The sequence below is a fragment of the Proteus hauseri ATCC 700826 genome (assembly GCF_001654965.1).
In the GTDB taxonomy this organism is placed as follows: domain Bacteria; phylum Pseudomonadota; class Gammaproteobacteria; order Enterobacterales; family Enterobacteriaceae; genus Proteus; species Proteus hauseri.
Genome location: NZ_LXEV01000036.1, coordinates 17,396 through 32,311, shown reverse-complemented (window position 1 = coordinate 32,311; position 14,916 = coordinate 17,396). Strand labels below are relative to the sequence as shown.

Sequence of the window (14,916 nt, the reverse complement as noted above, 5' to 3'; positions counted from 1 at the left end):
TTAATGATGAGAGTGTGTTTCGTGATTAATTAGCGGTACTGTTTAAGTACTGAACGTCCTAATGTCAGGATCTGCATTTCATCAGAACCACCAGATACGCGGTCAACACGCAAATCACGCCAGAAGCGAGAAATACGATGTTCACCCGCAATACCTACACCACCTAATACTTGCATTGCACTATCAACCACTTCAAAAGCTGCGTTAGCACAGAAATATTTACACATCGCGGCATCACCAGAGGTAATTAAGCCGTTGTCACTTTTCCATGCAGTTTCATATAACATGTTGCGCATTGAATTGAGTTTGATCGCCATATGGGCGAATTTTTCTTGAATTAATTGAAAACGACCAATTGCTTCACCAAATTGCACTCGTTGGTTGGCATAACGAGCCGCATCTTCAAAAGCACACATTGCTGTGCCGTAGTTAGTTAACGCCACGAGGAAACGTTCGTGATCAAACTCTTCTTTTACGCGATTAAAGCCATTGCCTTCACGACCGAACATGTCTTTTTCTTCAAGTTCCACGTTATCGAATGTGATTTCGCAACAGCTATCCATACGTAAACCCAGTTTTTCTAATTTATTTACTTTGATACCTGGCTTGCTCATATCCACAAACCACTCTGTGAAAATAGGTTTGTCAGGAGATGCAGCATCGCGGCTCATTACCACCACATAAGGGGTATAAGCACTACTGGTGATAAAGCATTTGCTACCATTGAGGTAAACTTTGCCATCTTTGCGGGTATAAGTGGTTTGTAAGCTACCTACGTCAGAGCCAGCACCCGGTTCTGTGATTGCCGAATTCCACATCTGTTTACCCGTACCACGAAAAGCCATAATTTTGTCGATTTGCTCTTGTGTTCCTTCACGCAATACGGTGTTAAATCCACCCGGCAATTGATAAAGCACATAAGTTGGTGCGCCTAAACGGCCTAATTCCATCCAAATTGCGGCAACAGTCACAAAGCCCGCATTTAATCCGCCGTGCTCTTCAGGAATAAGCAGGTTGTCGATTTCCATATCGGCTAACGCTTTGACAAAACGCTCTGGGTATTTACTTTCGCGATCACATTGTGCGAAATAAGCTTCCCAATTCTCGCTTGCCATTAGTTCGCGTATACCGTCTACAAACAGTTCCTGCTCATCATTTAATCTAAAATCCATGTTAATAACCTCTTAATGTGTCTTGCTTATAGGGGATCAGTCTTTCCAATGCACTTTGGCGTCTTTAATAAAGGACAAGGTGACCATGATATTGACGAAAAATAGTGGACATCCTCCGGCGATAATGGCGGTTTGAATCGGTTTTAAACCACCAAGCGCTAATAGAATGATGCCGATAACACCGACCAGTACAGACCAGCCGATACGCACTAATAAAGGTGGCTCAGAGCCTTCTTTCATTGAGCGACAAGTGGACATAGCCAGTGTGTAAGAACAGGCGTTAATTAAGGTGACAGTGGCAATAAAACAGAGGATAAAGAAGCCCCACATTGTCGCTGTGCTCAACGGTAATGCCGCCCATGTTTCGATAATGGCGCGAGGTACACCGTATTGTTCAATCAGCTGTGGAATATTAAGAATATTTTGGTCGATCAGTTGTAAGGTATTACCACCGAGAATTGTCCAAATTAACCAAGTTCCTGCGGTTAAACCTGACACCATTCCTAAGCAGAGTTCACGAACAGTACGACCTTTAGAAATACGCGCTAAGAAGATACTCATTTGGATGGCGTAAATAACCCACCATGCCCAATAGAAAACAGTCCAACCTTGAGGGAATCCACCTTTACCGATAGGATCTGTATAGAACAGCATACGAGGCATATACATCATTAACGTACCGACAGAATCGGTAAAGTAGTTAACGATAAAGCTTGCACCACCCACGATAAATACCCAACCCAACATTAAAAAGCTAAGGTAAGTACGAATATCACTGGCGATCTTCACCCCTTTTTGTAATCCAAAAGCGACGCAAATAGCATTAAGCAGGATCCAACAAGAGATAATAATGGCATCTAATAGCAGTGTATGAGGAATACCAAATAAATACTGAATACATTCAGTTACTAATGGTGTTGCTAATCCAAGGCTGGTTCCCATTGCGAGGATTAATGCCACAAGATAAAAGTTATCGATAATAGTACCAACAATACCATTAACGTGTTTTTCACCAATTAGTGGCGTTAAGGTACTACTAGGACGAATAACTTCCATTTTGCGAACAAAGAAGAAGTAAGCGAAAGCGACAGATAAGAAGCTATAAGTTGCCCAAGGTAATGGCCCCCAGTGGAACAAGCTATAAGCTAGGCCAATTTCTTTTGCTTGTGTGGAATAAGCTTCCATACCAAAAGGTGGGCTTGAAATGTAGTAGTATATTTCAATTGAACCCCAAAAAAGGACGGCAGCAGAAGTACAAGAAGCAAACATCATAAAGATCCAGCCTGCTGTACTAAACTCTGGTTTGTCTTCACCAAGACGTTTGTTCGCGTAGCGACCAAACACTAACCAGAACCAACCTCCGAACATGATGACCATATACCATTCAAAGGCCCAACCCCAGACATTGGTAACATAGCTGAAAACGGCATTAATCACTTCATTTGAAGCATCAAGATCACGTACCGTTAACCAACATAAAATACCAACAATGATTAATGGCGGAAAAAAAACCTTCGGTTCTATTCCAGCCTTTTTATTATCTTTGCTCATAGGTAAATTTTCCAAATGTATTTAGCGCAGAAGTTAAGTGTTGTTAATTCCTAATATCTAATAAAGCAGTTTTGTTTATTAATAAATATTTCGTCTATTCGAAAAACATCATAATAGAAAATTAAAGTGATTAGCTAATTCTTAAATCAATTAATGATGAGGAATAATGGATATTATAAGAAATCTATTCTGTTATTCACTTCACACTATTCTTTTTGTCGATTTTATGTTACGTTTTATAACGTTTTATTTTCATTGTAACTTGTTGTAAATTCTTTAAAAAATCCCTTATGTAATAGGCTTGTTATATAACGACTTTCAATATTGTTGATCTCGGTGGCAATATTGAATGCTAAATAGCTTTATGCTTATTAGGTTCAATATTGTTGATCAAGGTAACAATATTGAACGTTAATTCATTTAATTAACTTTAATTTCAATATTGGTGATGGAGTTGGCAATATTAAAGCTAACTCCATTCTTTATTTAATAATGTTCAATATTGGTGACCTAGGTTTAATTTTTTAATCTCTTAATTGTGTTAATTCTATATTACATTGCCAGAGTAAATGACATTATTTATTAATTTCAGGAGATGTAATGAAGATTATTACATGTTACAAGAGTGTCCCCGATGAGCAGGATATTACAGTAAATAGCGCAGATGGTTCATTGGATTTTTCTCGTGCTAACACCAAAATTAGCCAATATGATTTAAATGCCATTGAAGCGGCGAATCAGCTTAAATCTCAACTTGATGGTATTCAAATCACCGCATTAAGCGTGGGAGGTAAAGCATTAACGAATGCAAAAGGGCGTAAAGATGTGCTCTCTCGTGGCGCGGATGATTTAGTGGTGGTGGTGGATGATCAATTTGAAGCCTCTCTTCCTTATCAAACAGCGATTGCATTAGCCGCTGCTGCTAAAAAAGTAGGCTATGACCTGATCCTTTGTGGTGACGGTTCTGCGGATATTAGTTCACAACAAGTGAGTTTGCTGGTGGGTGAACTGCTAAATATTCCTGCAATTAATGGTATTAACAAAATTGTTTCTCTCTCTAATGATTTCATTACCGTTGAACGTGAGCTGGAAAATGAAATTGAAACATTAACGCTGCCTCTCCCTGCGGTTATTGCCGTTTCTACTGATATTAACTCTCCTCAAATTCCATCCATGAAAGCTATTTTGGGTGCGGCTAAAAAACCCGTTCAGCAATGGAGTGTTGCCGATCTTGGTTTAGACAGCATTACACCTCGCTCAGAGCAAAAAGTGGCTGCACCAAAACAAAAAGTCCGTCAGCGCATCATTATTGAAGGTGATGGCGACGATCAGATTGCTGAGTTGGCAGAACATTTACGAAAAATTCTTAAGTAATAGGGGGAGTTATGAGCCAGTTTTCAACTATTTGGGTATTTAGTGATGCACTTTCCCGTTTACCGGAATTAATGGGGGGCGCTTGTTCATTAGGTCAATCTATCAATGTATTTACGCTTAATGATGAGCAAAGCGTTGCTGCTTTTAAATTAGGTGCAACAGCCGTTTTTCAATTAGAAGGTAAACCTGATGATTGCATTATTGAAGATTATGCACAAAGCATGGTTGAAACCATCAGACAAAAAGGTGATGCAGGTTTAGTGCTATTGCCTAATACACGTCGCGGAAAATTAGTCGCCGCACGTTTAGGTCATCGTTTAGAGGCGGTTGTGTCTAACGACGCACAATCTTTAAATGCAGATGGAGATGCATTAGTAACAAAACACATGGTTTATGGTGGTTTAGCCTTTGGTGATGAAACCCTGAAAACGCCTTATTGTGTTATCACCGCGAGTGTGGGTGCTTTTGAACCCGCTCAAGAGAATGCTTCAGCAACAGGTACTGCACAAGCGGTGGCATGGATTGCACCTGCTCAAACTATTGTGCGCGATAGCGTTCAACCAAGAGAAATTAACGCTGTTGATTTAGACAAAGCGCGTTTTGTTGTCAGTGTTGGGCGTGGTATTGGCAGCAAAGAGAATATCGCTATTGCAGAAGAATTAGCAAAAGTCATTGGTGCTGAAATTGCTTGTTCTCGTCCTGTGGCTGAAAACGAGAAATGGATGGCGCACGAGCGCTATGTTGGGATCTCTAATCTAATGCTTAAACCAGAGCTTTATTTGGCAGCGGGTATTTCGGGCCAAATCCAGCACATGGTGGGGGCTAATGGTGCACAAACTATTGTCGCTATCAATAAAGATAAAAACGCACCCATCTTCCAATTTGCAGATTACGGCATTGTTGGAGATTTAATGAAAATCTTACCTGCGTTAACTCGCCAATTATCAAACTGACTTATTGGGCGGAGGAGATAACTTCTCTGCCATTTATCGCAAGTTCTGGAGATGTTATGTCCGATTCCGAAGATATTTTCGATGCCATTATTGTTGGCGCAGGATTAGCGGGTTCTGTGGCGGCTCTTGTTTTAGCAAGAGAAGGCGCACAGGTATTGCTAATAGAAAGAGGTAACTATGCTGGCGGGAAAAATGTAACGGGTGGTCGTATGTATGCACATACCCTAGAACGCATCATTCCCGGGTTTGCTCAACAAGCGCCTGTAGAACGTGTTATCACGCATGAAAAACTTTCTTTTATGACTGAAAGCGGTGCAATGACTATCGACTACCAAAATGGAGAAGAATTAAACCCTAAAACGGTTTCTTGGTCTGTGCTACGAGGTGAATTTGACCAATGGTTAATGGAGCAAGCTGAGAATGCAGGTGCACAGTGTATTACTGGGATCCGTGTCGATAAACTCGTAGAGCGTGATGGCAAAATTGTTGGTGTTGAAGCCGATGGTGATGTGTTAGAGGCCAAAGCGGTAATTTTAGCTGACGGTGTTAATTCGATACTTGCAGAGCAGTTAGGAATGACCAAACGTGTTGCGGCTGAAAATGTCGCTGTGGGCGTTAAAGAGATTATCGAATTGCCAGAAAGTGTGATTAAAGATCGCTTTAATCTTAAAGATAACGAAGGTACGGCGTGGTTATTTGCCGGTTCTCCCACTGATGGATTAATGGGGGGGGGTTTTCTTTACACCAACAAATCTTCGCTTTCTTTGGGGTTGGTTTGTGGCTTACATCATCTAAAAGATGCAAAAAAATCAGTTCCACAAATGTTGGAAGACTTTAAGCATCACCCTGTCGTGGCACCGCTTATTGAAGGCGGAAAAATGGTGGAGTACGCCGCGCATGTTGTGCCTGAAGCAGGTCTGCGTATGCAAACAGAGTTAGTGCGTGACGGTGTCTTAATCGCGGGTGATGCTGCGGGCATGTGTATGAATTTAGGCTTTACTATTCGCGGTATGGATTTAGCTATTGCTTCTGGTGAAGCAGCAGCAAAAACCGTACTGAGCGCAATGGCAAAAAATGATTTTAGTAAATCAACGCTTAATGACTATCTCAACTATTTAGAAGATGGTCCGTTGCGTGATATGAAAGCGTATCAGCGTATGCCTGATTTACTTGATAACCCTCGTATGTTCACCGCTTATCCAGAAATGGTGGTTGGTATATCGAAAGATCTCTTTACTGTCACCGGGGACGCACCAGTACCGATGCGCAAGACCCTAATGCGTCATACCAAAAAAGTAGGATGGATGAACCTAATTAAAGACGGGATCAAAGGAGTAAAAGCAATATGAGTTCTCCAGTGAATGTCGATGTCAAATTGGGCATCAATAAATTTAATGTCGATGAAGAAAATCCACATATTGTCGTCAAAGAACAACCTGATATGCAAGTATTAGAAACCTTAGTTAAAGCATGTCCTGCCGGACTTTATAAAAAACAAGAAGATGGCACCATCAGCTTTGATTATGCTGGTTGTTTAGAATGTGGAACTTGTCGAATTCTCGGTTTAGATAGTGCGCTTGAAAAATGGGAATACCCACGTGGTACATTTGGCGTGGAATATCGTTACGGATGACGGCTCGCTACTTTTCTCCCAGTGTTGTCTCCGACCTGGGAGCTTTTCTTTTTACTTTTTAAAAAATAGACCAGGATGCAGTCATGCAACCCAGAAACTTTGATGATATTCGTTTTTCCTCAGTGCATCGTCGAGTGATGTTATGGGGAAGTGGCGGGCCTTTTCTTGACGGTTATGTGTTGGTGATTATTGGTGTTGCACTAGAGCAACTCACACCGATATTACAGCTTGATGCTCAATGGATAGGCTTATTAGGCGCTGCGACATTAGCCGGACTTTTTATTGGTACATCATTATTCGGTTATATTTGTGACAAAGTAGGCCGTCGTAAGATGTTCCTTGTGGATATTGTTGCTATTGGTTTAATTTCTATTGCGACGATGTTTGTTTCTACGCCGGTTGGCCTTTTAGTGATGCGGGTATTAATCGGGATTGTTATTGGTGCAGATTATCCTATTGCTACCTCAATGATCACCGAGTTTTCTAATAAAAAGCAACGCGCCTTTGCTGTCGGTTTTATTGCTGCAATGTGGTATATCGGAGCGACTTGCGCCAATTTAGTGGGCTATCTTTTATATGATGTTGAAGATGGCTGGCGTTGGATGCTAGGCAGTGCATTTATTCCTTGTGTCATTATTTTAATTGGTCGCTTTGATTTGCCGGAATCTCCACTATGGTTAATACGCCAAGGGCGAATTAAAGAATGCAATGAAATGATGATTAAACTCTTTGGTGAACCCGTTGTTTTTGACGCTGAAGAAGAAAAAACTACGCGATTTATTGAGTTATTTAATAAACGTCATTTCTCTTTTGTTCTATTTGTTGCGGTTATTTGGACTTGCCAAGTGATACCAATGTTCGCTATTTATACTTTTGGTCCGCAAATAGTGGGATTATTAGGCTGGGATGCAGGAAGAAGTGCAGCATTAGGAAATGTTTTAATTAGTTTATTCTTTATGCTTGGCTGTGTACCGGCGATGTTTTGGCTTAACAGCACGGGACGACGACCGTTGCTAATTGGTAGTTTTGCCATGATGACATTGGCACTCTTCATTTTAGGTATTTTCCCTAGTTTAAATATTATCTTTGTGATACTTGCTTTTGCGACTTATGCATTCTTTTCTGGTGGGCCTGGTATATTACAATGGCTTTATCCTAATGAACTCTTTCCTACTGATATTCGAGCCTCTGCGGTAGGTGTGATAATGTCTATTAGCCGAATAGGAACCGTGGTTTCAACCTGCGCATTACCTGCATTTATCGCTAATTATGGTATCAACACCACCATGTTAGTGGGGGCTGCAATTTCTTTATTTGGAATGATTGTTTCAGTATTATTTGCGCCAGAAACTAAGGGGCTGACGTTAAATCAAACCTCAACCATGCCAATGCGTCGGGGTAAGAAATAGTTTAACTCTATGATGCTGAATTATATAATGTGTCTATTATATAAATATTCTTTTTAGTTGTTATTTTTCTGTAAGTTATTTAAAACGGAAGACTACAACAAATAATCATTCATTATTTAAATGTAACGCATTAATAAAAAAGAAATTAATTTATTATTATCTAACTTAAAGAAAATAAAAACAAAATTAAATAGAGTGAGTTATTAAATATTTTATAAGGTCTTTATAAATATGTTACTTAATTTAATTGTAAGTGTTTTTATTTTCTTTTCTTTTATCTTATTGACGTTGTTTTTAATTTTAATTGATAAGTGTTTTTTATGTTTAAAAGAAATCAACATTGAAAAATAATTCAGTAGTAAATGAGTTATCATTTTTATTATTTATTTTATCTCCTTTTATTTATTATTATAAATAACACATTTATAACGCATCAGTTTCAAATCTATTTCATTCCAATTAATTAATCTTTAATTAGTAAATATATTTAACCCGCTAAATCTAGACGCCAATCACAAATCTCACCCGTGCTATTCAAATGACGAAAAACAGTTCGTTATTTACCAAGAATGAATAATTTCCACTACCCAGAATAAGACCATTACAGAGGCAAACACCATAAAAACAGCGGTTGAGTAGGTATTTATGACCTTATTAAAGATGACAGTTGAAGAATGTCTAAACAATGCAGCAATACGATATTCTTCACAAACAGCACTGATTGAAAACCAAAGTAAAAGAGCCTTAACTTGGCAAGAATTGCAGGTTGAAGTTAATTGCGTTGCTCGTGGGTTCTTAGCAATTGGTTTAAAAAAAGGTGATCGTTTAGGTATTTGGTCTGCCAATAGTGCTGAGTGGATTATCTGTTTTCTTGCTGCGGCTCAAATTGGTGTTGCGGTTGTTTGTATTAACTTTCATTTTAAGAAAAGAGAGTTATTTGATTTATGTCGATTAACCGAAATTAAAGCACTGTGTTTTGCTGATGGTTTTAAAGACAATAACTTTATTGATGTGATTAATTGTCTTTCTAATAAGTCAGACAAGAATAAAGCAGTATTACCAAGCCTATTTATTAGCATGGAAAATAAAAGTGCTGAAAAAAGTATATCTTTGTCGCAATTAAAACGGGCTGCTGAGAGTATATCCGATGTTATTTATCAAAATGCAATTAAACAAGTTAGCGTAAACGATTTACTGACCATTCAAATGACTTCTGGCAGTACCGCAATGCCTAAAGGCGTTATGTTAAGCCAATATAATGTCATTAATAATGCCATGCTGTCAGCACAGCGCTTAGGTGTTATGCATGACGATGTGATTTGTCTTGCGGTTCCGCTATTTCACTGCTTTGGGCTCTCTTCATGTCTATTTTTTGCCTTAACAACAGGCTGCAAGCTGGTTTTATTAGATAACTATTGCGCAGAAGATGTATTAAAAGCCGTACAAAACTATCGTTGTACTGTTATGCATGGCGTTCCTACTATTTTCAGACGCTTAATGCATCATGAGCAGTTCTCTCAATACGATTTATCAAGCTTAAACAAAGGCATTGTCGCGGGTGCGAGTTTTCCACCTGCATTAATTGACGACATTGAAAATATTCTCGGCATGAAGGGCATTAGTGTCTCTTATGGTCAAACGGAAGCCTCTCCTTGTTGTACACAAACATTACCTAACGATCCTTTAGCGATAAAACGCGGCTCGATTGGGCAGCCATTGCCTTTTGTCGAAATGAAAATTATCAATCCTAAAAATGGTGAAATTTGCCCGATTGGCACATTAGGTGAAATTTGCACTCGTGGTTTTCACGTCATGATGGGATATGACAATGCACCTGAAAAAACCAAAGAAGCCTTAGATGACGCAGGTTGGTTACACACCGGTGATATCGGTTATGTCGATGCTGAAGGTTATTACCATTACGCCTATCGAATGAAAGAGATTGTGGTGCGTGGTGGGGAAAATATTAGTTTGTGTGAAGTCGAAGAAGCTATTACGGAATATCCCGGCGTTGAAGCAACAAAAGCATTTGGTATTCCTTCGGTTGATTTAGGTGAAGAGGTCTTAGCGGCAATCTGTATCCATCAATGTAATACCGTATCAGAAACTGAATTACGCGCATTTCTACAAGAACGATTAGCTCGTTACAAAATTCCCAAAGAACTCCATTTCTTTACGCAATTTCCTCATACCCCTTGCGGAAAAATTGATGTGCAAGCACTAAAGCAGCAATTGGGTTATGGCTCACCCACCAAGGGTCAGCAAGCAAAAATTGCGAGTTAAATGATAAATGTTTTTTCAATATTTCGACAACAGCAGTACGAAGTCTAAAAAATTAGGAGAAAAAATGACAAGTCATAAAGCACTGGAAGGCGTCACTGTAGTTGAACTGGCGACCTTTATTGCAGTTCCAGCAGCAGGGCGTATTTTGGCTGATATGGGTGCAAATGTAATTAAAATTGAATCGCCAAGTGGTGATAATCTGCGCTATACCGCACCAACTGAAGGCCGTCCATTAGATCAGCATGAAAACACCAGTTTTGATTTAGAAAATGCGAACAAACGCGGCATTGTATTAAATACAAAAACTGAAGCAGGAAAGAAAATCCTATTTGAATTATTAGAAAAAGCAGACATTTTCTTAACTAACTGGCGCCCGGGTGCAAGAGAACGTGCAGGCCTTGATTATGAAACATTAAAACAACGTTTTCCTAAACTGGTTTATGCCAGTGTGACCGGTTATGGCGATGAAGGGCCAGATAAAGATTTACCCGGTTTTGACTACACCGCTTTCTTTGCGCGTGGTGGTATTTTAGGTTCGCTGTATCAAAAAGGTACTGTGCCAATGAATGTGATCCCAGGTCTTGGTGATCACCAATGTGCTTTAGGCTTAGTTTCTGGTGTATTAGCCGCTTATATTCGCGCTAAAAATATTGGAAAAGGTGAGTATGTTTCAACTAACTTGCTACACACCTCTATTTATACTCAAGCGATTATGATCCAAGCTGCACAATATCCTGATTATGGACAGGCTTATCCGATAGACCGCCGCACTACCACCAGCCCATTTATTCTTGCTTATAAAACAAAAGACGACCGCTTTATTCAAGTCTGTATGCCAGTTTATGACGCTTATTACGCCACCTTTATTTCTTGTATTGGTCGCGCAGATCTTGCTGAAGACGCGCGTTATACCCGCCTTCAAGAAGTGGCGAAAAATAATCGTTCACCAGAGTTATATGACCTTATTTGGCAACAAATTGAGCAAAAAACAGCGCCAGAGTGGGCTGATATTTTCACTAAGAATGATATCCCATTCAGTATTGCTCAAACTTGGGAAGAAGTGTTGGAAGATAAACAAGCCTGGGCTATCAACACCTTCTACAACATGAAATATAAAAATGGCAGTGAAAAAGCGTTAGTTCGCCCACCAATTGATTTCTTAGAAAGTGGATTACCTGAATACCGCCGTGGACCTCTATTAGGGGAAGACACACCTTCTGTTCTCGCTGAATTAGGTTATAGCGCGGAAGACATTGCACGCCTTGAAGCAAGCAAAGACATCGTAACGTGGAAAGAGTAAGCCGTTTATTTTTCTAACTTTCAGGAGAGCAAAGGCATGCAACAGGACATCTTCACAATGGGCGTTGATATCGGATCATCGGCGTCAAAATGCATCATCATGCAAAATGGCAATACGATAGTTGCCAAATCATTGGCGTCAGTAGGGGCTGGAACTTCGGGGCCTGAAAAAGCGATCAATGAGGTATTAGCCCAGTTTGGTGGTGATCTCAGTCAGATCAACTGGATCTGTGCAACAGGCTATGGCCGAAACTCCCTTAAACAAGCCAACAAAGAGGTGAGTGAATTAAGTTGCCACGCTAAAGGTGCGCACTTCCTGTTTCCCGGTGTAAAAACGGTGATTGATATCGGCGGCCAAGATGTGAAGGCGCTGCATATGGATGGTGCTGGTCGTTTATTAAATTTTGTCATGAATGATAAATGTGCAGCAGGAACAGGGCGTTTTTTAGATGTGATGTCGCGTGTATTAGAAACACGTATTTCAGATCTAGCACAAGAAGGGGCGAAATCCACCAAAAAAGTGACAATTAGCTCAACCTGTACTGTGTTCTCCGAATCCGAAGTTATTTCTCATCTCGCTAATAACGAAACAATACCCGACGTTATTAATGGTATTCACCGCTCTGTTGCCAGCCGAATTGCAGGACTTGCAAAACGTGTTGGCGTTGAGGCACCAGTGGTTATGACCGGCGGTGTTGCCAGTAATTTTGAAGTTGTTCGTTATGTTAGTGAAGAACTAAATGCCGCTATCGCGACCTCGCCATTATCACAATATAACGGCGCGATAGGTGCTGCCATTTATGCCTTTGAAGCGTATAGCCAGCAAATCGAAGATGGCTCGCTAACAATAGGAATATCACAATGAGCAATGTAGATATGAATTCGCCGGATTATATTCCAGCGAAAAAACGCCTGCAAAAAATAGCCGCTGATGCTTATCAACGTGCTTGGGATGCTAAAAACAGTGGTGAAAAAATTGGGTGGTGTGCTTCTAACTTCCCTCAAGAAATTGCTGAAACACTGGGTTTATGTGTTGTTTATCCTGAAAACCAAGCCGCCGCCATTGCTGCAAAAGGTGCAGGTTTAAGAATGTGTGAACACGCAGAAAGTATGGGTTATTCCAACGATATTTGTGCTTATGCGCGCATTAGTCTCTCTTACATGGATATCAAACAGTGCGAAGAGATGGACATGCCACAGCCTGATTTCTTGCTGTGTTGTAACAACATCTGTAACTGCATGATCAAATGGTATGAAAACATCGCTTATGAGCTGAATATCCCGATGATCCTTATCGATATTCCTTATAAAAATGACTATGACACCGACGATGTAACGGTAAATTATGTTCAAGCACAGTTTAACGATGCGATTCAACAGCTTGAAAAAGTGACAGGTAAAGTATTCTCAGAGGAGAAATTCAAGGAAGTCTGTGAAATCTCTCAACGTACAGGACGTGCATGGTTAAAAGCGGCGGAATATTGCCAATATGAACCCTCACCAATGAACGGTTTTGATCTCTTTAATCACATGGCCGTGGCTGTTTGTGCACGTGGAAAACTCGAAGCAGCTCTTGCTTTTGAGCAACTGTGTGAAGAAATGGAACAAAATATCAAAGAGAAAAAATCGACTTATCGTGGCGAAGAGAAATATCGCGTGCTGTTTGAAGGTATTGCTTGCTGGCCTTACTTACGCGCCACTTCAACGCCACTGAAAGAGCAAGGCATCAACGTGACTGCAACGGTATACGCCACCGCATTTGGTGTGATTTACCAAAACAGTGAAGAGATGATGCGTGCTTATTCTTATGTGCCTAACTGTGTCTCAGTTGAACGTGCTGCTGATATGCGTATTGATGTCAGCCGTCAAAATAAAGTGGATGGTGCCATTATTCACGTTAACCGCAGTTGCAAGCTCTGGAGTGGCATTATGCCCGAAATTGAGCGACGCATTCGTCATGAATTAAAAATCCCAACTGTTACCTTTGATGGTGACCAAGCTGATCCACGTGTTTTTTCTGAAGCACAGTATGTGACTCGAGTTGAAGCGCTGACTGAAATTATGGCAGCCAACAAAGCGGCAATGAAAAAGGAGAACATCTAATGAACGCATTAACTGAGATGTTTGAAAAATTGCAAGCGGTTGTGGATAACCCTGTTGCTCAACTCGATGGTTTTATTCGTAGTGGTAAAAAAGTTATCGGTTGTTTTCCTGAATATACACCAAATGAGATTGTCTATGCCGCAGGCATGGTGCCTTTTGGTATTTGGGGTGCTGAAGGGCGGGAAATTTCAGAAGCGAAAAAATATTTTCCGCCATTTTATTGTGCACTAGCACTTTCTTCTCTGGAAATGGGATTAGATGGTGCACTGAATAAGTTATCAGCGGCATTAATTCCATCACTTTGCGATACCTTAAAATGCTTAGGACAAAACTGGAAAGCGGGTGTACCACAAGTGCCATTTATTCAATTGGTACATCCTCAAAATCGCAATACCCCAGCAGGTGTTATTTTTTTAACGGAGCAGTATAAAAAAATTGCTGCACAACTTGGGGAAATTTCAGGACAGCCAGTAACAGAAGAAGCACTAAAAAATGCAATTCATCTATTTAATCAACGTCGCGCGGCATTGCGTGAGTTTTGTGAGATTGCGGCACAACATCCACATGTTGTGACACCACAACGGCGTAATACCGTGATTAAAAGCGGTTATTTTATGGATGTAGTTGAGCATACCCACGCGGTTAAAGCCATTACAGCACAGTGCAAAGCTTTATCGCCACAGGCATGGAAAGGGCACAAAGTTGTTGTAACCGGCATCATTGCAGATAGCCCTTCTATTTTACAAATTCTTGCTGATAACAACATGGCGGTAGTGGCTGACGAAGTTGCGCATGAGTCACGCCAATTTCGCCAAGATATCCCAGAAAGCGGCTCTCCTTATGAAGCGATGGCACAACAAATCGCCAAGTTAGAAGGGTGCTCTTTATTATATGACCCCGAGAAAAAACGCGGCCGTTTAATTGCCGATATGGTGAAAAACACAGGCGCGGATGGCGTGGTCTATTTACTGACTAAATTTTGTGATCCTGAAGAATTTGATGCCCCTATCGTGAAGAAGCTTCTTGATAGAGAAGGCATTCCTTCCATCATCATTGAAATTGATCAGCAAACTAAGACTTACGAGCAGGCAAGAACAGCACTGCAAACTTTTGCTGATGTGCTGTCGGCTTAACGATGT

The 14,916-nt window shown here is 40.4% G+C and carries 12 protein-coding genes; 10 read left to right on the top strand and 2 right to left on the bottom strand.

The features are described 5' to 3' along the window. Window positions 1-29: 29 nt before the first annotated feature. Both caiA and caiT read right to left on the bottom strand, forming a co-directional pair. On the bottom strand, window positions 30-1,172 hold the full coding sequence (gene caiA, locus M997_RS16350) for a crotonobetainyl-CoA dehydrogenase (RefSeq protein WP_064721183.1): 1,143 nt from the start codon (window positions 1,170-1,172) through the stop codon (window positions 30-32). 36 nt (window positions 1,173-1,208) lie between these two features. Further along, window positions 1,209-2,723: an L-carnitine/gamma-butyrobetaine antiporter gene (gene caiT / locus M997_RS16345; RefSeq protein ID WP_064721182.1), complete on the bottom strand. Its 1,515-nt coding sequence runs from the start codon at window positions 2,721-2,723 to the stop codon at window positions 1,209-1,211. A gap of 600 nt (window positions 2,724-3,323) precedes the next feature. Between caiT and fixA the strand changes: the two genes are divergently transcribed. The 10 genes from fixA (at window position 3,324) to M997_RS16295 (ending at window position 14,910) form a co-directional block, all read left to right on the top strand. Continuing rightward, on the top strand, window positions 3,324-4,097 hold the full coding sequence (fixA, locus tag M997_RS16340) for a putative electron transfer flavoprotein FixA (protein ID WP_064721181.1): 774 nt from the start codon (window positions 3,324-3,326) through the stop codon (window positions 4,095-4,097). A gap of 11 nt (window positions 4,098-4,108) precedes the next feature. Continuing rightward, window positions 4,109-5,050 (top strand): FAD-binding protein, encoded by a 942-nt coding sequence (locus M997_RS16335; RefSeq protein ID WP_064721180.1) that lies wholly within the window; start codon window positions 4,109-4,111, stop codon window positions 5,048-5,050. 56 nt (window positions 5,051-5,106) lie between these two features. Further along, a complete protein-coding gene (fixC, locus tag M997_RS16330; protein WP_064721179.1) occupies window positions 5,107-6,399 on the top strand; it encodes an FAD-dependent oxidoreductase FixC in 1,293 nt (430 codons plus the stop codon). Further along, the gene (fixX, locus tag M997_RS16325; RefSeq protein ID WP_023582978.1) at window positions 6,396-6,683 is read left to right on the top strand and encodes a ferredoxin-like protein FixX; all 288 of its coding nucleotides are present in this window, start codon (window positions 6,396-6,398) and stop codon (window positions 6,681-6,683) included. The genes fixC and fixX overlap by 4 nt, the downstream gene beginning before the upstream one ends. An 83-nt stretch (window positions 6,684-6,766) precedes the next feature. Continuing rightward, entirely contained in the window at window positions 6,767-8,092 is a 1,326-nt protein-coding gene (locus M997_RS16320) for an MFS transporter (protein WP_064721178.1), read from the top strand. A gap of 645 nt (window positions 8,093-8,737) precedes the next feature. Then, a complete protein-coding gene (locus M997_RS16315; RefSeq protein ID WP_064721177.1) occupies window positions 8,738-10,375 on the top strand; it encodes an AMP-binding protein in 1,638 nt (545 codons plus the stop codon). A gap of 64 nt (window positions 10,376-10,439) precedes the next feature. After that, window positions 10,440-11,675 carry a CaiB/BaiF CoA transferase family protein gene (locus M997_RS16310; RefSeq protein WP_064721176.1) on the top strand — a complete coding sequence of 412 codons (1,236 nt, stop codon included), beginning with the start codon at window positions 10,440-10,442 and terminating at the stop codon, window positions 11,673-11,675. Window positions 11,676-11,711: 36 nt separating this feature from the next. Beyond that, window positions 11,712-12,539, top strand: a complete 828-nt coding sequence (locus tag M997_RS16305) for an acyl-CoA dehydratase activase (RefSeq protein ID WP_064721175.1) — start codon at window positions 11,712-11,714, stop codon at window positions 12,537-12,539. Next, window positions 12,536-13,777 carry a 2-hydroxyacyl-CoA dehydratase subunit D gene (locus tag M997_RS16300; RefSeq protein WP_064721174.1) on the top strand — a complete coding sequence of 414 codons (1,242 nt, stop codon included), beginning with the start codon at window positions 12,536-12,538 and terminating at the stop codon, window positions 13,775-13,777. Before M997_RS16305 ends, M997_RS16300 begins: the two co-directional genes overlap by 4 nt. Beyond that, window positions 13,777-14,910 carry a 2-hydroxyacyl-CoA dehydratase subunit D gene (locus M997_RS16295; protein ID WP_064721173.1) on the top strand — a complete coding sequence of 378 codons (1,134 nt, stop codon included), beginning with the start codon at window positions 13,777-13,779 and terminating at the stop codon, window positions 14,908-14,910. The genes M997_RS16300 and M997_RS16295 overlap by 1 nt, the downstream gene beginning before the upstream one ends. Window positions 14,911-14,916: the final 6 nt, after the last annotated feature.